We start from the raw sequence: 21,558 nt of genomic DNA, 5'->3' as shown, positions 1-21,558 counted from the left end.
TTTGGTGTTGCCTTTTTCCCTGAGTCATCGCGTTTTGGGCCAAAATAATTTCCAATTTCCACGAATCAGGGACTTGACATATTACCGCTGGACTTCTGGCATTCATCATCACCTAAGCCGCGAATTGCAGGCTCATTCTTTGACCGCACCGGATGTCAGACCGGAAACGATCCGCTTTTGAAAAATAAGGACAAGAATAACAATCGGCACTGTCACACTGACGGTAGCCGCAGTAATTTCTCCCCAAGGAAACGTATATTCCCCTTGAAACATCGCGATACCGACGGGTACCGTCATCATGCTTTGCTTCGTGTTGATCGTAAGCGAAAAGAGAAACTCATGCCAGGAATCGATAAATACGATAATGGCCGTCGTGAACATCCCCGGCACAGCAAGCGGCAGGATGACTTTGCGAAAGGTTTGCATGAGCGTTGCGCCGGCAATCTTTGCAGCCTCTTCCAATTCCACAGGAATCTTCTTGAAAAAAGTGGTCATATACCATATCGCAAGCGGAAGAGCAAATGTCGTATGAGGGATAACCAGCCCTAAATACGTATTCCGGAGTCCCGTTGACTGCATAAATAGAAAAATAGGCGAAATCGTAGCAATCTGAGGAAACATCGAAACGGCAAGCAGCAGCCCCAGAAATAACGTTTTCCCGTAAAAGTGCAGCCGTGCGATGGCATATGCGGCGAAGGACGCAACGAACAAACTGTATACCGTCGTCAGCAGAGCGACCGTCAGGCTGTTCACAATGTAACGCGCAAGCGGATGCGCCGTAAACGCGTAAATATAGTTATCCAACGTCGGTTGCTGGGGAATGATCCGAAAAGCAGATTCACCGAACAGCTCTGACGGAGATTTTATAGATGCGAGGAAGGTCCATAGAAATGGAAACAACACCGCAAATATAAACATGAACAACAATATGTAAAATCCGAAACCCGCTTTTTTGCGCATGTGCTTCCCCCTATCCCCCGCGCTTGGCGATGATATCCGAACCGAGAATTTTAACGTAGATCATGCAAATGATCGCAATGCATAGGAACACAATGACCGACAAAGCCGATCCCGCTCCAAAATTAAGCTGGGCAAACATCGTTTTATATGCATAAATAGAGATGGACTCCGTAGAGTTCGCCGGTCCGCCGCCGGTTAATACATAAATCAGGTCAAATACCCGGAAGGCGTCCAGCGTCCTGAACAGGAGCGCTACCAGAATCGTCGATTTTAACATGGGCAGCGTGATCCGGAAAAACCGCTGCCATTTGGTGGCGCCGTCTACCTGAGCCGCTTCATACAAGGAATCGGGTATGGTCTGAAGTCCGGCGAAGAGCAGCAGCGCGATAAACGGAGTCGTTTTCCACACATCGGCAAAAATGACGGCGAATAACGCCCCGGATTTCGTGGACATCAGCATCCCCATGTCGGAAATGATGCCGAGATCCGTCAGCCATTTCGCAAAAATGCCGCTTTGGCCGTCATACATGTAGGACCAGATCATTCCCGAAATGGCCGTCGGCGTTGCCCAGGGAATCAGTATAGCGGCCCTGGCAAGCCCGCGGCCCTTGAAGGGTTGGTTGATCAGGAGGGCGATCATCAGTCCAAGCACCAGTTCGATGGAGACGGAAAACACGCTAAACAGCGTCGTATTGGCAAGCGAATCCCACATTCGCCGGTCCGTCAGAAAGTAACGATAATGCTCCAGCCCGATAAAGTTCGGCTCTACAAATGAAGACTGAAACGCCTTGACCAAACCGATGGAATCATCCGGTCTTTTTAACGCATCTTGAGACTTTAATTGGTGAAGACGCTCTTCGATTCGGGTCAGTCCCGAGCGGACATCGACCGCGGTTTGATTATCGATTTCAGCATATTTCAAAGCATCAGGCACCGGCTTGAAATCATACAGCAGCTGATCCACCTGATCATAACGTTCCTTGACAATGCTCTCCTCGTTCAACTTTCCAGCCAACTGCTTAACGTCGGCGGCAATCCGGCGGATATCCTCTTTCGCGGTGCCGGCGGCGCTGCGCGCTTCATTGTCCAGTACATTGAACAAAACGTTAATCGTACCCACGTACCGCTCCATATCAATGGAATAGCTGTTGTGCATGGCCGATTTGGCGGGATCGTTCAGGCGGACGTCGTACAGGCTGATCCAAAACGAACGGGCTACGGGCCAGACTGCAATCAGGAAAATCATGATGAACGCCGGCAGCACCAAATAGTACCCCGCATGTTTCTCCGAAAACCAATACCGGCGGGCTTTGTTCTTGTTTCCCGGGTTCATGGAACACCCACTTCCATTAAGCTTTTGAACAGTCGGGAGCCATATGGAGACGGCTCCCGACCGTATTCAGGTTGATATGATGTGCGTTTATTTCGCCGCTTTGATTTTCTGTTCCATGTTTTGTACAGCTTGTTCGGCAGTTTGTTCGCCGGCGATGGCCTTGGATACTTCGACTTGGATGATATCGGAAATTTTGGCATACAGCGGCGTAATAGGTCTCGGAACAGCAGCGCTAAGTCCCTCTACAAACTCGCGGTTGGCAAACAGCGGGCTTGCTTTTTGCACATCCGGATCATCAAAGAGCGGCAAATAGGTCGGTGTCTGCGTACTGTCGATCGCAATAATTTTTTGGCCTTCCGGGCCCACCATGAATTTCAAGAACTCCCACGCTTCACGCGGATGTTTCGAATATTTATTGATCGCGGCAAACCATCCGCCCAGCGCCGCCGCAGACTTCACATCTCCGGCCGGAAGCGGAGCGATGCCTACCTTATCGGCAATTTTAGACACTTTCGGATCGATCGCCTGGGCATACAAAGCCGGCCAATGGCGTGCAAACACAGCCGCGCCTTCTATAAAAGCGTTACGTGTTTCAAGCTCGGTGAAGGTTTTGATATCAGTCGGCACAAATCCCGATTTCGAGATTTCGATCAGCTTGTTCAGCCCTTTAATGGTATTTGCGCTGTTGATGGCAACGTTCCCTTTGTCGTCATATACTTGTCCGCCATAAGCAGCAGCCAGCTCGGTGAAGTTGACGACAAGACCCTCGTATTGCTTGGCCTGATAAACATACCCGTATTTCGTCCCGCCTTGACCCTTCAGCTCATTGGCTTGCTGAATAAGCTCATCCCAGGTTTTCGGCGGCGATTTCACAAGATCTTTACGGTAGTATAACAAGCCGGCATTGTTATAACGTGGAAGCGCCCATTGCTGACCGGCAAAATAACCGGCGTCTATGCCGCCCTGCAAATAGTTGCTCAGATCAATCTTATCCTCCTGGATAAAACGGTCGAGCGGAAGCAAAAAGCCGGCTTGGGCGAATTCGGCAGGCCAGACGACATCGAGGTTCATCACGTCGATTTCAGAAGATTGTCCGCCTAAAATGGTAACGTATTGATCGTGCATCTGCGTTGAATTGTTAGGAAAATCGCGCAGCTCCACTTCAATGTTCGGATGCTTGGCATGAAAAGCATCGATCAATTTTTTTGTAGCGGGGGTCTGATCGTTCCCCTGGGCAAAAACAATCTTCACCTTCTCTGCCTTATTTCCCTCATTTGCAGCCGATGACTGGTTGTCACTGCCGGATGGATTGCTGCTTGAACCGTTATCCTGTGCGCCTCCGCAAGCGCTCAGAGTAATCATACTCATCATAACCAATCCGAATACTAAGGATTTTTTCCACAACTTCATTTTTTTCCTCCTCTGTACCATACATTCTTTCATTGTTTCATGTTCAGTAAACCCTCAGAAGCACGACCCATTCCGATAAACTCCCTTGCATCCCCCCATAGCCAAATGATTTTAATGAAAAGCTTTTCATCCATAAGAAAAGTCATTTCTCTTAATAAATGCATTAATAACATTAAAATTATGCTATTCATGAATGAAAAGCTTTTCAGTCCTGCGGCTATCCTCCATTTAAATTTTTGCCACAGATTGCCGCTCCACCAGTTCATGAGCAATATAGGTTCTTAATTCGCCAACCTGTTTGCCTTGAACCAAGTTATCCAGCTTCTCCACGGCCAATTGGCCAATTTGGTAGAGAGGCTGTGCGATCGTGGTTAATTTGGGAAAACACATCACCGCAAGCCGCGTATTATCAAAACCAATCACGGACAGATCGTCGGGAACCTTAATGCCGTGCTCGTGGCAATAAGAAATAGCCCCCAATGCCCGTTCATCGCTCGACGCAAAGACAGCCGTGAGATCCGGAGATTTTTGCAGCAGCCTGCCCATGGCTTCATAACCGTCCTCAAAGCGGTAGTTGCCGTTTTGTACGCAGGTCTCATAATCGGCCTCGATATTGTAGGTGCGCAATGCCCGCATGAACCCCTGCAGTCTGGGAACAGCGGTAACCGGATCCATCATGGATCCTGCAATCATTCCTATTCGGCGATGCCCGTTGCGGATCAAATATTCGGTCGCCTCAAATCCCGCCTGTTCATCGTTCACTTTTACCGATGGAATTTCAAATTCCAGGCTGTGTGTGGCCGCCAAAACGACAGGGATCTGAAGCTGCTGGAACAGCTCGTTGTAGTCCGGATAGATGGGTTCACTTGTAAAAATCAGACCGTCGATTTGTTTTTCCTTCAGCACTTTTAAACTTGCCAGCAGACGGGGTTTGTTGTTATCCGTATTGCACAAAATGAGATTATAGTCCAGCCGGTGCGCCATATCCTCCATCCCCCGCAGTATCTCCGCGTAAAATAAATTGGAGATGTCGGGAATAAGCACGCCCAAGGTTTGCGTCCGCTTATGAATCAGGCCTCTGGCCAATGCATTCGGCGTATAGTTGAGCTCCGCTATCGCCTTGAACACTTTGTCCCTGGTCTCTTCGGCTACCAGATTCGGCGAGTTCAATACTCTGGAAACCGTACTGATCGAAACGTCCGCCAACTTGGCTACATCTTTAATGTTTGATCTCATGCCGCGTTACCTCGCCAAGCAAAATGGGTATAATGAAAATTTTATGAAAACCTTTTCATCCTGTATATTAATTATACTCCTCTTGAAAAATACCGTCAATACTTAATTCATACAATTTCTATGGGAATTTAACCAATAGGGCAGCGGGATACCAAATCAGAGAAAAAAACACCCGATCCGGAACCTCCGATGACGGGTGTACTGTATTAGACATTCAACCCATAGGAAACCGGGCTGTTACTTACCGATCGTTTTATGGTTTTGCACCGACTTTCTGTTTCTGATCCAATAGTTTACGATAAGGGGCGCGATGATAAACAGCACAATCAAGGTCAGGATGGTGATATTAATCGGACCTCTGACAAAGATGGCCGGGTCGCCGTTGCTGATATCGAAGGATTGGCGAACGGCCGTTTCAAACATAGGCGTAAGAACAAAGGCCATCAACAGCGGTGCGATCGGATAACGGTTGATGCTTAAAATAAAAGCCACTACTCCGGCAATCAGCATCACCCAAACATCGAACATGTTGTTTTGATCCGTATATGCCCCCAATACACAGAAGATAATGATCAGCGGAATCATAATGGCATTCGGTATACGGATAAAATAAATCAACAGCGGGATAATAGCGAGAGAGGCCGCCAGACTGATCAGGTTTCCGATGTACATGGACGAAATCAAACCCCAGACAAAATCGGGATTGGTTGTAAACAGCAGCGGCCCCGGCTTTAACCCCCACATAATCAATCCGCCTAACAATACAGCCGTAGTGCCGGAGCTGGGAATTCCCAAGGAAAGCAGGGGGGCGAACGCGCCGACCGCCGTCGCATTGTTGCCCGATTCTGCAGCCGCAACGCCTTCGAGGGCTCCCTTGCCCATTTGCTCCTTATTTTTGCCTACCTTCTTCTCCAGAATATAAGAGAACATAGAGCCTGTCGTCGCTCCCGCTCCCGGCAAAATCCCGATAAAGCTCCCGAGAATACCTGTCCGGATGGAAGGGGCCAAAATTCTTTTCACTTCACTCTTGTCCAGTATGCTTTCTCGAATCGTAATTTTGGCATTGTACTCCGCGTGTATTTTTTGCAGCATGAGCTCAATAATTTGGCAAAAACCAAACATCCCGATAATCAGGGCGACAAATGAAATACCGTTCAACAGATTGACCGATCCGAAGGTAAAACGCGATTGTCCCAGGGTCGGGTCTACGCCAATCGTCGCCAGCAGTATCCCGATAAAAGCCGCGATCAGCCCTTTTCTTTGATTTTCCCCAAAGAGCAGACTGATCGAGCATAAAGCCAATAGAATCACGCATGCAATTTCGGGCGGGCCGAAGGATAAGCCGATTTTGGCCAATACCGGACCCATAAAGGTCAGGAAAATAATGCCGATCGTCCCGCCTATAAACGAAGACATGTTCGACGTAAACAACGCTTTGCCGGCCAGCCCTTTTCTGGCCAGCGGGTAACCGTCAAGCGCTGTGGTAATCGACGAAGATTCTCCCGGAATATTGACCAGAATAGCCGTGTAGGAACCGCCGTACATACACCCGTAATAAATGCCCGCCAGCATGATGATCCCCGTTGTCGGGTCCATCGTGAACGTGATCGGCAGAAGCAGGGCAACACCGGTAACGGAACCCAGACCCGGAAGGCCGCCAACGAGGATGCCCAGAACCGCGCCGGCGACTGCGGCTAATATATTTTGGATCGATAAAGCAACAACGAACCCATCCAGAAGCGATTGTAAGATCCCCATACGATCATCCTTTCATTTAAATTCCCAAATAGCCCGTCGGGAAGGGGACGTGGAGAAAATGCTTGAATACAAAATAAACGACGGCCGTTGTGCCGATTCCAATCGTCGCAGCCTTGAGCATCGGATATTTCTCCAGAAATGCCAGCCAGGCTATAACGAACAAGCCGAAGGTCAGGATCATGCCGAACACTTCAAAAGCTGCGATCATCACCAAAGTGGCGATTACCGGTACGACATGTTTTTTCTCTATTTTGGAAGACGACGGTTCATTTTTGAAAACCTCAAATAAACTTAACACGGCCGTTAATAATCCTATGACAAACGGCAAAAATCCGCCGCCAGGTCCTTTATCGACCCAAATCTCATGATGAAACCAGCCTTGATAAGCCCAAAAAACGCCAAATAAAGCAATCGCCGCAGATACGATTCTTCCCATCCCGGTCCAGCACCTCCACTACACTGTTCTAAGCCATGATCTTTAGGAAGGCAAAAGGCTTTGGGTAAAGCCTTTTGCCTGCCTGTACGTTACTTAATCGTTCCTGCCTCTTTATGAATTTCAAGATACAAATTCAAAGCTTCTTCAAAATACGCTTTGCTTTCTTCCGCGTTTTTATATTCGCTCTTCAAGTGATTTTTTTTGATATAGTTTTCCTGCCAATCCTTGGATTCGCTTACCTTCTTGAAGACTTCCTCCCAGTACTTCACGGCTTCCTTAGGCATATCCGGAGGACCTGCGACGGCCCGGAATTGTGTCAGTTGAATCTCGGGGTAACCTACATCTTTGAAGCTCGGGATGTTATCCAACGGGCTGGACAGCCGTTCCTCCGATGTTGTAGCCAGAGCCCTGAGCTCTCCGGCCTCAATCTGGGCAATAACTTCATTCGGATTGCTGGAAACCACATCGATATGGCCTCCCATTAAGGCCGTCATGGCCTCGCCGCCGCTGTTGAACGTCACATATTTCAATTTCGCTCCCGCATGCTTATTGATCATATGGTAAATCAGATAATCCTCTTGGGTTGCTCCGGCTCCGCCTATCGTGATCTTTTCCGGATTGGCTTTGGCCGCTTGGACTAAATCGTCAAAGGTCTTGTACGGGCTGCTCGCTTTGACAAGAACCAGAAAGGAATCTACCGCCAGTGTAGCGATAGGCGTCAAATCCTTCAAAGTGACTTGCGCATTGTTGACCACGGTGGCGGCCTGTTGGCCGGATACCCAGGTCATAATCGTATGAGCGTCCCCTTTCTTGCTGAATGTATAGGCATTTCCAATAGCCCCGGTACCGCCGGGTTTGTTGACAATCATGATATTTTTGTCTACCAGCTTTTCATTTTTCATCACCTGTGCCAAAGTCCGGGCATTAATATCGCTTCCTCCACCAGGGCTGTAGGGCACTACGAATTCAATATCTTTGGTGGGAACAAATCCGGCCGGAGCTGCACTTCCTTGTTGGTTTTCCGTATTGGCACCGCCACCTGTGCCAGGAGCAGCCGGAGCAGCGGTTTGCTGACTCGAACAAGCAGAGACTAAAGAAAGGGCAATCACCGACGACAATAAAACACTTATAGGCTTCTTCATAGCATCACAACTCCCCTTGTTTTGTTTTTGTAAACCTTTTCAACTTACTCTTAACGCTAATCACGGGTTATACGACGAAGGCTAGGCCATCACGAATATTTGAACGCCGGACGCCTTTTTTCCAGGAATGCGGCGACGCCTTCACGGTAATCCTCCGTTTCAAAGGAATCCAATACGAGCTTGGCGATCTCCGGAGTATCCTCCGTTTCCCCTTCCAGCACCTTGCCGATAATATACTTCGAACCTCTAACCGCAAACTGCGCATTTTTGCAGATCAATGCCGCATATTCATACGTTTTCTCCACAATTTCCTCCGCGGGGTAGATACGGTCAATCAAACCGATACGGAACGCCTCTTCCGCCTCCAGCAATCGGCCTGTGTACAAAATATCCTTGGCTTTGGCCGGCCCGACCAGATCCACCACATTTTTGGTTCCCGGCAAGTTGTATACTAAACCGAGCTTGGCCGGAGTAATGCCGAATTTGCCGTTTGGATCGGAGAATCGAAAGTCGCAGGCCACGGCGATTTCGCAGCCGCCGCCTACGCAAAAGCCCTGGATCATCGCAATAGTGGGTTTGCTGAGGCGCATGATTTTCTCCTCGGCAATCAATGTCGCCCGGTTATATTTGTCCGCTCCTTCCGCAGTGTACCGCAGCGTCTTGAATTCGCTGATATCGGCCCCGGCCGAGAAAGCCGTCTCATCCACTCCGCGAAACACAACCACTTTAACCGCTTTATCCTGTTCACATTCATCCATCAATTCGGCAATCGCAACCCACATCTCGTAATTAAGCCCGTTTCGTTTCTCGGGGCGATTAAAATAGACCGTAGCTACATCCTTGTTTTTCTCCATATAAACGTATTGCGTTGACATATGCATCCTCCCTCTACTTATAAAATGAATCATTACAAAATAACGCCATTTTGCCGCATCGACTGGATTTGTTCCTCTTCCACACCGATCGATTGTAAAATTTCGTCCGTATGTTGGCCCAACGTTGGAGCCGGCATTCGGATTTGGCCGGGAGTAAGCGAAAATTTCGTCGGAATCCCGATCATTTTCATTTTGCCGATCACCGGATGCTCCACTTCCTGGATCATGTCCCGGGCCAGATAATGAGGGTCCTGCATCGCTTCGGCAAAATTATTGATCGGCCCCGATGGAACGCCTGCTTTCTCGCATTTATCAAGCCAGTAAGCCGAATCATGGGAAGCCATCACTTCCTCAATCAGCGCTTCCAATTCTTCAACATTGTTGATGCGGTCCGTATTGGTCTTAAACCGCGGATCGGTGATCCATTCCGGTTTGTCGATCACATCGGTGCACAGCTTTTCCCACGTTCTCTGGTTTGCGCAGCCGACCATGATATAGCCGTTTTTGGTTTGTACCGACTGATACGGAGCGACCGAACGATGCCTCCAGCCCGACGGTCCGGGAATTTTGCCGGTGGCAAAATAAGCGGCGGCCTCCCAGGTAAACCAAGGCAATCCGATCTCCGCCAGGGAAACATCCACATGCTGCCCCTGGCCTGTCTTTTGCTTATAAATATAAGCGGCCAGGATGGAATAGGCTGCCGTGATGCCCGCACCGATATCATAAACGGCAATCCCCGATTTCATGGGTTTTTTGCCCGGTTCGCCGGTCATGCTCATCAGCCCCGTCATGCCTTGAAGCACCAGGTCAAATCCGCCCTTGTGAGCGTAAGGACCCGTTTGGCCGTAACCGGAAATCGAACAGTACACAATGCCCGGATTGATTTCTTTTATCGTGTCATAATCGATTTTTAACGACTTGGTAACGCCCGGACGGTAATTTTCCACAATAATATCCGACGTTTTGGCTAATTTATAAAAGATTTGTTTTCCTTCTTCGCTTTTCAAATCGAGCGCTATGCTTTTTTTGTTGCGGTTAATTTGGAAAAAGCTTGTCGATTCCCCGTTGATGAAGGGCCCCAGCTGCCGGGAATCGTCTCCTCCGGCCTTTTTCTCCACCTTAATGATTTCGGCTCCCAAATCGCCCAATATCATCGTGCAGTGAGGTCCTGCCATAATTTGCGATACATCCAGAACGCGAATTCCTTCTAAAGGAAGCATATTGCAACACTCCTAACCTATAAAAATAGTATATTATTATGAAAATTTCGAATATAATATTGAAATCATCTTCTAAAAGGGGAGAGATGTTTTGCCGTTCATCAAGCGTAAACTCCCGTTGCAGCTTCGCATCATCGGATTAGTGCTCACAGTGGTACTGACGATTCTGGTAAGTATCGGCTATCTTTTTAATTTGATCATTGTTCAATTTGTAGAAGACGCCGTCGGGGATAGCGCGCTCGATGCCGCCAAACTGATAGCCGAATTGCCGGACATCAGAGAAGCGATGGAGCTTGGCGATCCTCACTCATACCTTCAACCGCGGACACGGGAAATAAGAGAGAAAACCAAAGTGGGTTTTATTACGATCCTCGATTCCAACGGCATACGCTATACGCATAACAATGAGGAGTTGATCGGCCAAAGATTTACAGGAGGCGATGAAGGACCCGCCCTTGCCGGCGAAGAATATATTTCCAAGGCCGTCGGTATTTCCGGGCCGTCGATCCGGGCATTCGTACCCGTCAAAAAAGACGGCAAAGTCATCGGCGTCATCGCCGTAGGCATGTTCAACAACAACATATACAAAATCGTGAATTCGTACTTTATTTCCGTCATTTATTTTCTGTGCATCGCTTTGGCACTCGGAATTCTTCTCTCCATCCTGCTGGCCAGGAGCATCAAGAAAACGATGTATGGTCTGGAGCCCGATGAAATCGCTAACATTGTGAAGGAACGCGAAGCCCTCTTGGACTGTTTGCATGAAGGGGTCATTGCCGTTGATAAAAACCGGAAAGTCACCTTGATCAATGAAACGGCCCGCAAGATCCTGTCGTTTGACAGCGATGCGCTCGGCAAGCATGTAACGGAGATCATACCTTCATCCAGATTAAGCGAAGTCATGGATACGAAAGAAAAAGAATACAATACGGAACATACCGTCAACGGCGTCACCGTGATCGTCAACCGCGCTCCCATTATCGTAAACAATGAGGTCGTCGGCGCCGTTTCTACGTTCAGAGATACCTCCGAAATGCGAAGCCTGGCGGAAGAACTGACCGGCGTGAAGCAATACATGGAGGGCCTGCGTGCCAAGACTCACGAATTTATGAACCGCCTTCACACCCTTCACGGTTTGTTGGAGCTGCGGGAATATGAAGAAGCAAAGTCGTTCATATTGCAAACCACCAACAGCCAACAAAAGCTGCTTCAATTTTTGGGACGAAAAATATTGGATCCCAAAACCTCCGCTCTCCTTCTGGGAAAGATCCAGCAAGCCGAGGAGCGGAACATCTCGTTAAAAATCGATCCCGGAAGCCATCTGCCGCCATTGCCTGAGGAGATTTCCAACAGCATGATCCTGATTCTCGGCAATTTAATTGACAATGCGTTTGATGCTGTCAAAGGCATTGCCGATGGACAAATCGAGGTCACCTTGCTTGATCAGCAGGACCAATGGGTCATCATGGTGGAAGACAACGGCCATGGAATTCCGGAAAGCCGGATCCCGTTTATTTTCAAGAAGAACTATTCAACCAAAAATGCCGACAGAGGCTACGGCCTGTATCTGGTTAAGAACCATATCGATCACGTACTGCACGGAGAGCTGAATGTCACTTCCTCACCGGATCTTGGAACCGTCTTTTGGATAAGCATCCCCAAACGTTGATTGAAATAGCAAAATACAGGAGGGCTCACCTTGTTACTTAAAGTGTTGATTATTGAAGATGATCCTATGGTATCGAGCATCAATCAAAAGTACCTCAACAAAATCGATTTGGTGGAATGTGTCGGCAGCGCCAGAAACGGTCAAGAAGCAATGGAGCGGATTGTAGAGCTTGCTCCGGATGTGATTCTTCTTGATATCTACATGCCTTCCATGAACGGCTTGGAGCTACTGCGTGAAATTCGCCGCCAATCCATTGAAGTCGATGTCATTTTGATCACGGCCGCTGATCACCCCCAAATTATTGAAGAATCCATGCGGCTCGGGATTGTGGACTATATTATTAAGCCGTTCGATTTTGACCGCTTCCGTTCCGCATTGGAAACCTTGAAAAAAAGACATCTGCTCTTCCGTCAGCATACGAACCTGAATCAACAGCTGCTCGATTCGTTATACGCAAAATCCAATCCTAAGCGGTCGGGCGGTGAAGAAACGGAAGTACCTAAAGGCATTGATCCGATTACGCTGCAAATGATCCGGGACACGCTCGCAAATTCCGGGCAGCCGTTATCCGCTCAGGACATTGCCGATCAATTGATGCTGTCGCGAATAACAACAAGAAAGTATCTGGAATATCTGTGTGAAATAGATGAGATTATGCTCGAATTGAAATATTCCAGCAAAGGGCGTCCTACCAAGCTGTATGTTTATAACGATTGATTTAATTGTAAGCGTTTACCTATTGGCTGATCATGTTCTCTGCCATATATCTTCGGCTCTGTCCGACATAATGATCGGATACGAACTGAAGCATTCGCAAATCCTCCTCATTCAGTTCCCGGACGACTTTAGCGGGAGACCCCATGACCAACACTCCAGGGGGGATTTTTTTCTTTTCTGTAATCAAGGTACCGGCGGCAATCAGAGCCTGCTCCCCGATTTCTGCATGATTCATAACAATAGCCCCCATGCCGATCAACGCTCCGTCATGGATCGTGCATCCGTGTAAAATTACGTTGTGTCCGACCGATACCTTGTTTCCAATGTGCAGCGGCAGTCCGGGGTCCACGTGAAGCGTACAGCCGTCCTGGATATTGGTTCGATCGCCGATCACAATCGGCGCATTGTCCCCGCGCAGTACCGAATTGAACCAAACGCTTGACTCCTCCCCGATGGTAATATCGCCTATTAACTGAGCCCCCGGTGCCGTGTATGCGGTGGGATGCAGCTGCGGCTTAACATCGCCTAATGAATAAATCATCCGCGTCTTTCCTCCTTTGCTTGCACACAAGACCAACACCCTTCCTTTAATGATAGCGATTACATTTTTGATTATAGCGGACCCGGCGCCCGTTTTGTTTTTTCGTATTCAACGTAAATTAATTCAGCTTTTGTAACCGGTTTTTGTAATTTTTGTAGCGATCGGCAGTGCAATACCAGTCATGATGCGCTTCATTGCAAAGCCCGGCATCGCCTTGAAAATCAAGCGATGCCGGGCTTTGGAATTATTCCGCCGATGAGATGTTGACTCTTTGCAGGCGCAGCGCATTAAGAACAACGGATACCGAACTTAAGGCCATGGCCGCACCAGCCACCCATGGTGCCAACAGGCCGATGGCTGCAACGGGGATCCCCAGCGTGTTATAAGCGAGGGCCCAGAACAAATTTTGCCGGATGTTGGCCATCGTTTTTCTGCTTATCGCTATGGCGTCGGCAATGCTGTTCAAATCTCCGCGCATCAAGGTAACATCGGCCGCTTCCATCGCCACGTCCGTTCCTGTGCCGATGGCCATGCCGATGTCCGCAACCGCGAGCGCCGGGGCATCGTTGATGCCGTCTCCGACCATCGCCACCTTCCTGCCTTGTTCCTGCAGCTTCTTCACTTCCCGTGCTTTTCCTTCGGGCAGCACTTCCGCGATGACATCCTCGATGCCTGCTTGTTTGGCGATGGCTTTCGCCGTACGTTCATTGTCGCCGGTAATCATGATGACGTGAATTCCCATTTGCTTTAAGCGGGCAACCGCCTCTTTGGACGTATCCTTGATCGTATCCGCCACCGCGACAACACCCGCATACTGCCGGTCGATTGCGACGAGCATCGCCGTTTTGCCTGCCTGCTCCAGCTTTTCCATCGTATCCGCCGCAGTTGCGATCGCAACATCGTATTTGGCCATCAGCTTGCGGGTTCCGGCCAATACTTCTTTACCTTCGACTACGGCTCGAATCCCGAAACCCGGAATGGCTTCGAATTCATCGGTCTGCCCCAGTGAAATGCCTTTCGCTGAAATTCCCGTTACGATAGCCTCGGCAAGCGGATGCTCGGAATTTTTCTCGGCGGCTCCAACCAGCTTTAATAACGTCGTTTCATCGATCCCGGATGGAATCACATCCGTGAGTTCCGGTTTGCCCTTGGTCACCGTACCCGTTTTATCCAATACGATGGTTTCAATCCGGTGCGTGGACTCCAGGTGCTCTCCGCCCTTAAACAAAATGCCCAGCTCCGCCGCACGGCCGGAACCGGCCATAATGGAGGTAGGGGTGGCAAGCCCAAGCGCACATGGGCAGGCAATAACCAGTACCGCAATGGCTTTTTCCAAAGCTCCGGCCAAATGGCCGGGTTCCATCCAGATATACCATACGGCGAAAGTGATAATGGCAATTCCGACTACAACGGGAACAAAAATTCCGGAAATCACGTCTGCAATCCGCTGAATCGGCGCCTTCGAGCCCTGCGCTTCCTCCACCACTTTAATGATTTGAGCAAGCGCCGTCTCCTTGCCGACCCGGGTTGCTTTGATTTGAAGCATGCCATTCTTGTTTATCGTTGCTCCGATTACGCGATCCCCTGGTCTCTTTTCGACAGGAATGCTTTCGCCGGTAAGCATCGACTCGTCCACGGACGATCTCCCTTCGATGACTTCACCGTCTACCGGCACTTTCTCTCCGGGCTTCACCAGAACGATGTCGCCTACGGCGACTTCTTCTACAGGAATAGTCATTTCCTGGCCGTTTCTGACGACCAAAGCGGTCTTGGCCTGCAGTCCCATAAGCGATTTGATCGCTTCGGATGTCCGCCCTTTGGCCAGGGCTTCAAACCATTTCCCGAGAATAACCAATGTGATAAGTACAGCGCTGGTCTCATAATACATGGCCGGCGCGTGCTGTCCGCCATGAGCGTTTGTCGCCCAATCAACCGTCAAATACAAACTGTAAAAATAAGCCGCGGAGGTACCCAAAGCAATGAGAACATCCATATTCGCACTTTTGTTGCGGAGCGCTTTATAAGCGCCGGTATAAAAGGGTTTACCGATGATGAATTGGACCGGTGTCGCAAGCGCCAATTGAAACCATGGATTCATAAAAACCTCAGGCATCCAGATCCATGAAGTGAACGAAAAGTGAGTGACCATGGCCCATAGAAGCGGAAAGGACAATATGGCGGAAATGAGCAGCGTCACCTTCTGCCGCTTGAGCTCCTGCTGACGGCGCGTGCCGTCGTCCTCCTCCTCCTCCTGCTTCGGAACAGCCTTGTAGCCGAGCTTATCCACCTTCTGCTGCATATCTTCGATAGACACTTCAAGCGGATTGAACTCCACATGAGCCGTTTCCATCGCAAAATTAACAGTGGCTTTCGAAACGCCATCCAGTTTATTCAATCCTTTTTCAATGCGATTGGCGCAAGCGGCGCAGGTCATTCCTGTAATCAGTAAAGAAGTTTGCTTCGTTCCGGTACTTGCGGAATCCATACCAAACACCCGCTTTCGTATATGTTGCATTTTTTCATATATATTGGTTTTGTCAGGTTTACCTGTTACCGATTTTAGTATACCCCCCTATAGTATATTTGTCAACGGACTTCTTCTTTGTTTTACCATTCCCCTTGGCAAGTTGAACCATACCGGCCGCAGATCATCCAGAAATCCATACCGGTTTTGTCTGTTCAATATGAATTCTATAAACGAAAACATATCGCCAAAAACCTTCTGGCAAATGAGGACTGATCTTGATAAACTGGCATAAGTGATGTTTCTGCTAACCGTTCAACCAAATTGAATATGTAAACCGAACAAGGGGTGAATGTCATGGAAATCGAACTCATAGATGCAGTAAAAAAACATGATGAGCTGCGGGTCAGAAATTTGTTGAGCTTTGGCGTCAACCCCAATTTCCGGAACCCTAACGGAAATACGGCTCTAATGTTTGCGGCAAGCCAAGGAAACCATGAGCTCGTTCAAATGCTTCTTAGCCATCGCGCCGATCCGAATATACCCAACAAGCAAGGGAATACCCCGTTAATCACGGCCGTGGAACGAAATCATATGAATATTGCCTTACTATTGCTTAACCACGGAGCCAATGCGGCACATGCCAACGGAAACGGCACCACCCCTTTAATGTTTGCTTCCCGAAACAACGCATTGCCAATAGCAAGGACTCTTGTGGAAAGAGGCGCCGGGGTAAATGCGGCAAATCATAAGGGACATACCGCTTTAATGCTATCTTGCATAGACGGCCATCAGGATATGGTGACATTTTTGTTGGAATCCGGAGCCCATGTACATAAAAAAGACAACAACGGCTATACCGCCCTGCTGCATGCTGTAAGACCAAATCATTACGGCATCGTCGAGCTGCTTCTCAAGCATGAAGCCAAACCGGAAGAAGCCAACATCTTTGGTGTCAATGCCGTAACGAAAGCTGCAGAAATCAACGACGAGCGGATTATGACAGCATTGCTTTACTCCCTGTATTCTCGAAAGGTGTCCATATCTTATCGTAATGCCTACCAAACAGCAAAAGAAAAGCATCCTGAAAGCAGTATCCGCTTATGGCTTAATATGCTGACTAACGGTAATGTCCATTCCTCCGAGGCAGGACGTTTCAATAAATCGATTGTGAAGGATATCCGGCTGATCAGGATATTCAGCAAATATGATCTTAAACTCGATGATGAAAGCCTTTTCCCATTTATTTCCATTTCTATACAAAAGAAGGACAGGAAACTTTTCGACCGCTTTTTTCCGTCTCAGCCGAACAGTGCGCTTTGCCGACAATGTTTTGAATCCCTGCCCTTGAACGAAATCGAGCCGTATATGGCACAGCGTCTTTTATGGCTCGCTTTCGTCAGTAAGCATCCGGATCTTGCTTGTCGCCTTTTCGATCATCAGGTTCCTCCTCACACCTGCAGAACCAAAGACAAAGAACAACACACGATGGATCTTGCCATATCTTTAAAGGATCAAAGCATCATTGAACTGCTGCTGGACCGGGGTGTCATCCCTTCCAAGCATCATCTAGAACAGGCTATTATCAACCGTTTGACTTATGCGGTAAGGTTAATGGTGGCTCGTGGGGCAGATGTTAGCGACGGAAGCCAGCTGTTCGCCGCGGCCATCGGCACTAAACAAACGGAAATGGTACAGCTATTGATTGAGCTTGATATCGATCCGGATCAAGGAAGCCGTTCATGGCATGCTCCTTTGCTAAAGGCTATATCCTCGGGGATGGACTCCGTTGCGGAATATTTTATTGTTCATGGCAAACAGCTTCAAGAATTGGACAAGGCTTTGCTTGAAGCGGTCGCTAGAAAGAATGAGAAATTAGCCCTCTTATTACTGGATCACGGAGCGGATGCGCAAACCAAAAATGTTTTGGGACAAACAGCCTTTCAATTAGCGACGGAAAACCGAATGATGACATGGGTGGAGAAATGGCTGCAAAAAAAGCCTGAGCAAAAACAAATCAACGAAGCTTTCCTGACTTCCTTGCAAAAAAATCAATCCGATCTGGCCGTACTGTTCTTGCAGTACGGGGCCGACCCGCATATCAAACTAAAAAATGGGCAGGATGCCTTCTCTGCTGCAGTTGAACGTCAAATGGTTCCCGCAGCGGAAAAATTAATGTCTTTTGTCGATAACCAGGAGATTTATCACGCATTTATGAATAGTGTCCGGAATAACGCCTTGCCGATAGTGAGGATGTTCATCAGAAAGGGAATCGGTCCCAATGTGGTCGATGGGGAGGGTACGAGCGCCCTGATGCATGCGGTCAAAGCCGGCCACTCCAACATGGTATATGAACTCATTTTGGCCGGCGCCAACACCGAACGGCAAAATCAGCGGGGGGAAACCGCGAGAAGCGCCGCACTTGCCGGCAATCAAGCAGGAATGCTCCGGATTCTTTCCAGCAAGCCCAATCTTTCCGGCGAGAGCAGTCATTCGTTGATGGGTACATTGCTGTCCTCCGTATTCGGGCGGTCAAAGCCCCGGGAACGATTCACACACTGCTGGAGCTGTAAGACGAGCATTGATTCTGTCCGCTATCTCATTTGCAGTTCATGCCATTGGATTATTTGCCCCTGCAGTGCATGCGGATGTACTTATTCCTACGGCACTTCATACAGAAACTATTAACATGGGAAAAGCAAAAGCCTGGTCCTGCAGTCTCTGCTTGGACCAAGCTTTTTGCCACGCCTTGAATTTCCCTTTATTTAACGTTGGAACTCAACGATACTCCGCTTTTTTTCATTCACCGTGAGCTGAAATATATCCGGCCGGTTGTAGTGTCCCATGACATCAAAGTCGTACCGGCTTTGGACGATCTGGTCCAACGGCAAATCGGCGACCAACAGCCCTTCCTCGTCCCATAACGGCTTGATTACATATTCGCCTAACGGCCCTACGATCGCGCTCCCGCCCCGGGACAGCACGTCGGGCTGCCCGGAAAGCTCGTCCAGGCAGGCTAAATCATCAGGGTATGTGTTTTTTGTGGCATACTGATTAGAGGATAACACGAAGCAGCGGCCCTCCAAGGCGATATGCTGAATCGTTGCCTGCCAGGTATCGCGTGCGTCCGCCGTCGGAGTGATGAACAGATCAATCCCTTTGGCATACATCGCGGTTCGCGCCAAAGGCATGTAGTTTTCCCAGCAGATCAATCCGCCGATTCTCCCGAATGGCGTTTGAATCACCGTTAGCGTGCTGCCGTCTCCCGATCCCCACAGCAGCCGCTCTGCACCCGTGGGCATCAGCTTGCGGTGTTTGCCGAGCAGCCGTCCGTCGGGTCCTATATATACCATGGAGTTATACAAGGTCGAGCTGCCGAATTCGGCTTCGCGTTCTACGACGCCGACAATCAGGTAGACTCCGGCATCATATGCTATTTGTCCAAGAAAATCCATGTCTTCACCCGGAATTTCTACAGCACTTTCCCAATATCTCGCCCAATCCTTTCTACCCGAATCCGTTCGGCTCCCCACCCGGGTCCCAAACGTAAATCCTCTAGGGTAGCCTGAGACGAACGTTTCCGGAAAAACCACCAATTGGGCCTGCTGCTTTGCCGCTTCCTTCGTCCACTCCGCTATTTTCTGCATCGCTGAGGCCTTGTCAAAAAGAACAGGAGCCGACTGAACCACCGCTACACGTACCGTACGTTCCATAGGAATGACCTCCGTTTATCGTATTTACTCCTTCAAGTCCGTACTTCTATCATAACGTGCGTGAAGAAATGGTAAACAGCCAATCCTCCTCCTTTATCCCCATCCAATCGCAATCAGGAATTCATAAATTATTACCAAATTGGAAGCATGATTTATGTTAAGATACCAAATAATATGACTGAATCAGTCGATTCAACAGTTAGGCGGTGTCCCTATGTGGAAGCCCGATCGCACAAGCAAAAAACCGTTATATCAGCAAATTGCCGAATATATGGAACGCAGAATAAACTATGGCGAATACCCTCCGGGCAGCGTTTTGCCATCCGAAAGAAAGCTAGCGAGCCAGCTTCAAGTCAATCGGAGCACGATCGTGCAAGCTTATGAGGAGCTTCGCGCCTCCGGACTCATCGAAAGCCGCGTCGGCTTCGGAACCAGAGTCAGCGGCGATAAATGGGGATTTACCCCGAAGCATGCCGCAAACTGGCGCTTATATGAAGAGAGCGGCGCTTTTTTACCGAATATTCCTTTCATTCGGCGTATTCGGGAAGAAATTCGTAAAAACCCGGACATTATCGATTTTGCCAGCGGCGAGCTTTCGGCGGATTTGTTTCCCAATCAGGCCTTTCAAAAACTGTGGCAGGAAAAACCTTATCTTGACCATTGGGGCTATGACGACCCTCAAGGCTATTTGCCATTAAGAGAAACGCTGGCGTCCTTTTTGCAAACGTACCACGGGATCGGTTCAACCTCGTCTTCGATTCTCATTACTTCCGGATCGCAGCAGTCTTTATTTTTAATTACTCAATGCTTGCTTAGCGCCGGGGATGCGGTGGCCATTGAAGATCCTTCCTATTGCTATTCCCTGCCTATGTTTCAATCGGCAGGATTGCGGCTGCTCCGTTTGCCGGTCAAAGACGACGGGATCCAGCCCGATGATCTCTTGTCTTTATACCGCCGGCATCGTGTACGCATGATTTTTTTAAACCCGAATTATCAAAATCCTACCGGAACGGTGCTAAACCCGGAGCATCGGATGAAGCTGCTGGACGCCGCCGCGGATTTGGGGATTCCCATCGTCGAGGACGATCCCTTCAGCCTGACATCCTTTGACGGCAATGCGCCTAAGCCTTTGAAGGCGTACGATACGGCCGGAAATGTGCTCTACATTGGATCGCTGTCCAAAATTGCCGCATCCGGCTTGCGGATCGGGTGGATGGTAGCCCCGCAATCGGTGGTGCATCGCCTGGCGGATGCCCGACAGCAAATGGATTTTGGTTTAAGCGTCATTCCGCAGTGGATTGCAGCGCAATTTTTAGGTTCGAAGACCGATTTTGAAGATCATGTGGCCTCCTTGAGAAAAGCACTGCTTCGCAAACGGGATCTCCTTGCTTCAGCCATGGATGAATATTTGAAAGGCGAGGTGGATTACTCCTTGCCTCAAGGAGGATTGAATATGTGGTGCAGCATACACAAAAAAGTGGATGATTTCAGGCTGTTGGAAGAAGGGATTAAACGCGGCGTTATTTTTGTTCCGGGAAGCGTTTATGGCTCAAAGCCCGGTTATGTCCGTTTTTCATTTTCAAGGCCTGACCCGGAAAGCATACACAAGGGAATTCGTGCCTTTGCAGAAGGATTGAAGCATTGCTGATCCCAATGGACGGGATAAGACGCTCCCGATTGGATGGTTACAACACAACATTTTCTTGTTACGATCCAAGTATAAGACTAGGAGCTGGATGGTGAATGCAATGCCTCTCTACATTTATTACATTATTTTCTTAACGATTATGTTAATTGGGACGATAGCCACGATCATGATCGGCCTGTCCAAAAAAAACAAAGAAGGAAATCCCGGTTATGACAAAAGAACAGGCAGCATTTTTAAAAATCTGTCCATTTATTATATTATCGCTATCGTTCTCGGTTATATTGCGTTGATTCTATATATAGTCAAATGATCATTCGTGCAGCCAAAGAAGGAGTCGGTTTTGAACTGCACCCCAATTGTTAGACACACATCTAACAATTGGAGGTGCTTTTCTTTTGGCTAAATTTACAGCAGCAGAAAAAATAAAAGCGGTCAA

17 protein-coding genes are annotated in these 21,558 nt (G+C 48.8%); 5 read left to right on the top strand and 12 right to left on the bottom strand.

What is annotated here, in order from left to right; all coding sequences use genetic code 11:
* Positions 1-132: 132 nt before the first annotated feature.
* From BLT35_RS24870 to BLT35_RS24830, 9 genes are all read right to left on the bottom strand, one after another.
* Positions 133-960, bottom strand: coding sequence for a carbohydrate ABC transporter permease (locus BLT35_RS24870; protein WP_074730084.1), 828 nt, complete (start codon positions 958-960; stop codon positions 133-135).
* Positions 961-970: 10 nt separating this feature from the next.
* Complete coding sequence (locus BLT35_RS24865; RefSeq protein ID WP_074730083.1) at positions 971-2,293, bottom strand: carbohydrate ABC transporter permease; 1,323 nt, start codon at positions 2,291-2,293, stop codon at positions 971-973.
* Positions 2,294-2,380: 87 nt separating this feature from the next.
* On the bottom strand, positions 2,381-3,703 hold the full coding sequence (locus BLT35_RS24860; RefSeq protein WP_074730082.1) for an ABC transporter substrate-binding protein: 1,323 nt from the start codon (positions 3,701-3,703) through the stop codon (positions 2,381-2,383).
* 228 nt (positions 3,704-3,931) lie between these two features.
* A complete protein-coding gene (locus BLT35_RS24855; RefSeq protein ID WP_074730081.1) occupies positions 3,932-4,939 on the bottom strand; it encodes a LacI family DNA-binding transcriptional regulator in 1,008 nt (335 codons plus the stop codon).
* A gap of 237 nt (positions 4,940-5,176) precedes the next feature.
* A complete protein-coding gene (locus tag BLT35_RS24850; RefSeq protein ID WP_074730080.1) occupies positions 5,177-6,697 on the bottom strand; it encodes a tripartite tricarboxylate transporter permease in 1,521 nt (506 codons plus the stop codon).
* A gap of 16 nt (positions 6,698-6,713) precedes the next feature.
* Positions 6,714-7,133, bottom strand: a complete 420-nt coding sequence (locus BLT35_RS24845; RefSeq protein ID WP_062409530.1) for a tripartite tricarboxylate transporter TctB family protein — start codon at positions 7,131-7,133, stop codon at positions 6,714-6,716.
* Between the two features lie 89 nt (positions 7,134-7,222).
* Positions 7,223-8,275, bottom strand: a complete 1,053-nt coding sequence (locus tag BLT35_RS24840; RefSeq protein ID WP_062409531.1) for a tripartite tricarboxylate transporter substrate binding protein — start codon at positions 8,273-8,275, stop codon at positions 7,223-7,225.
* 89 nt (positions 8,276-8,364) lie between these two features.
* The gene (locus BLT35_RS24835; RefSeq protein WP_074730079.1) at positions 8,365-9,150 is read right to left on the bottom strand and encodes an enoyl-CoA hydratase-related protein; all 786 of its coding nucleotides are present in this window, start codon (positions 9,148-9,150) and stop codon (positions 8,365-8,367) included.
* A 32-nt stretch (positions 9,151-9,182) separates the two neighbouring features.
* The gene (locus tag BLT35_RS24830; protein ID WP_074730078.1) at positions 9,183-10,370 is read right to left on the bottom strand and encodes a CaiB/BaiF CoA transferase family protein; all 1,188 of its coding nucleotides are present in this window, start codon (positions 10,368-10,370) and stop codon (positions 9,183-9,185) included.
* A 91-nt stretch (positions 10,371-10,461) separates the two neighbouring features.
* On the opposite strand from BLT35_RS24830, the gene BLT35_RS24825 reads away from it, so the two are divergent.
* Together BLT35_RS24825 and BLT35_RS24820 are read left to right on the top strand one after the other, a co-directional pair.
* On the top strand, positions 10,462-12,039 hold the full coding sequence (locus BLT35_RS24825) for an ATP-binding protein (RefSeq protein WP_082660843.1): 1,578 nt from the start codon (positions 10,462-10,464) through the stop codon (positions 12,037-12,039).
* Between the two features lie 30 nt (positions 12,040-12,069).
* Positions 12,070-12,756: a response regulator gene (locus BLT35_RS24820; protein WP_062409534.1), complete on the top strand. Its 687-nt coding sequence runs from the start codon at positions 12,070-12,072 to the stop codon at positions 12,754-12,756.
* Between the two features lie 19 nt (positions 12,757-12,775).
* Here BLT35_RS24820 and BLT35_RS24815 read toward each other — a convergent pair whose 3' ends face one another.
* Positions 12,776-13,297: a gamma carbonic anhydrase family protein gene (locus tag BLT35_RS24815; protein WP_074730077.1), complete on the bottom strand. Its 522-nt coding sequence runs from the start codon at positions 13,295-13,297 to the stop codon at positions 12,776-12,778.
* 244 nt (positions 13,298-13,541) lie between these two features.
* Positions 13,542-15,782, bottom strand: coding sequence for a heavy metal translocating P-type ATPase (locus BLT35_RS24810; protein ID WP_074730076.1), 2,241 nt, complete (start codon positions 15,780-15,782; stop codon positions 13,542-13,544).
* A 336-nt stretch (positions 15,783-16,118) separates the two neighbouring features.
* On the opposite strand from BLT35_RS24810, the gene BLT35_RS24805 reads away from it, so the two are divergent.
* Complete coding sequence (locus BLT35_RS24805; protein WP_074730075.1) at positions 16,119-18,449, top strand: ankyrin repeat domain-containing protein; 2,331 nt, start codon at positions 16,119-16,121, stop codon at positions 18,447-18,449.
* Between the two features lie 77 nt (positions 18,450-18,526).
* Here BLT35_RS24805 and BLT35_RS24800 read toward each other — a convergent pair whose 3' ends face one another.
* Positions 18,527-19,474 (bottom strand): carbon-nitrogen hydrolase family protein, encoded by a 948-nt coding sequence (locus tag BLT35_RS24800; protein ID WP_062409537.1) that lies wholly within the window; start codon positions 19,472-19,474, stop codon positions 18,527-18,529.
* 214 nt (positions 19,475-19,688) lie between these two features.
* Between BLT35_RS24800 and pdxR the strand changes: the two genes are divergently transcribed.
* Entirely contained in the window at positions 19,689-21,122 is a 1,434-nt protein-coding gene (pdxR, locus tag BLT35_RS24795; protein ID WP_074730074.1) for a MocR-like pyridoxine biosynthesis transcription factor PdxR, read from the top strand.
* An 88-nt stretch (positions 21,123-21,210) separates the two neighbouring features.
* Entirely contained in the window at positions 21,211-21,432 is a 222-nt protein-coding gene (locus tag BLT35_RS24790; RefSeq protein WP_235594148.1) for a hypothetical protein, read from the top strand.
* Positions 21,433-21,558: the final 126 nt, after the last annotated feature.

This window comes from Paenibacillus naphthalenovorans (genome assembly GCF_900099895.1).
Classification (GTDB): domain Bacteria; phylum Bacillota; class Bacilli; order Paenibacillales; family NBRC-103111; genus Paenibacillus_G; species Paenibacillus_G naphthalenovorans.
This window is presented reverse-complemented; position numbering and strand designations above follow the sequence as displayed.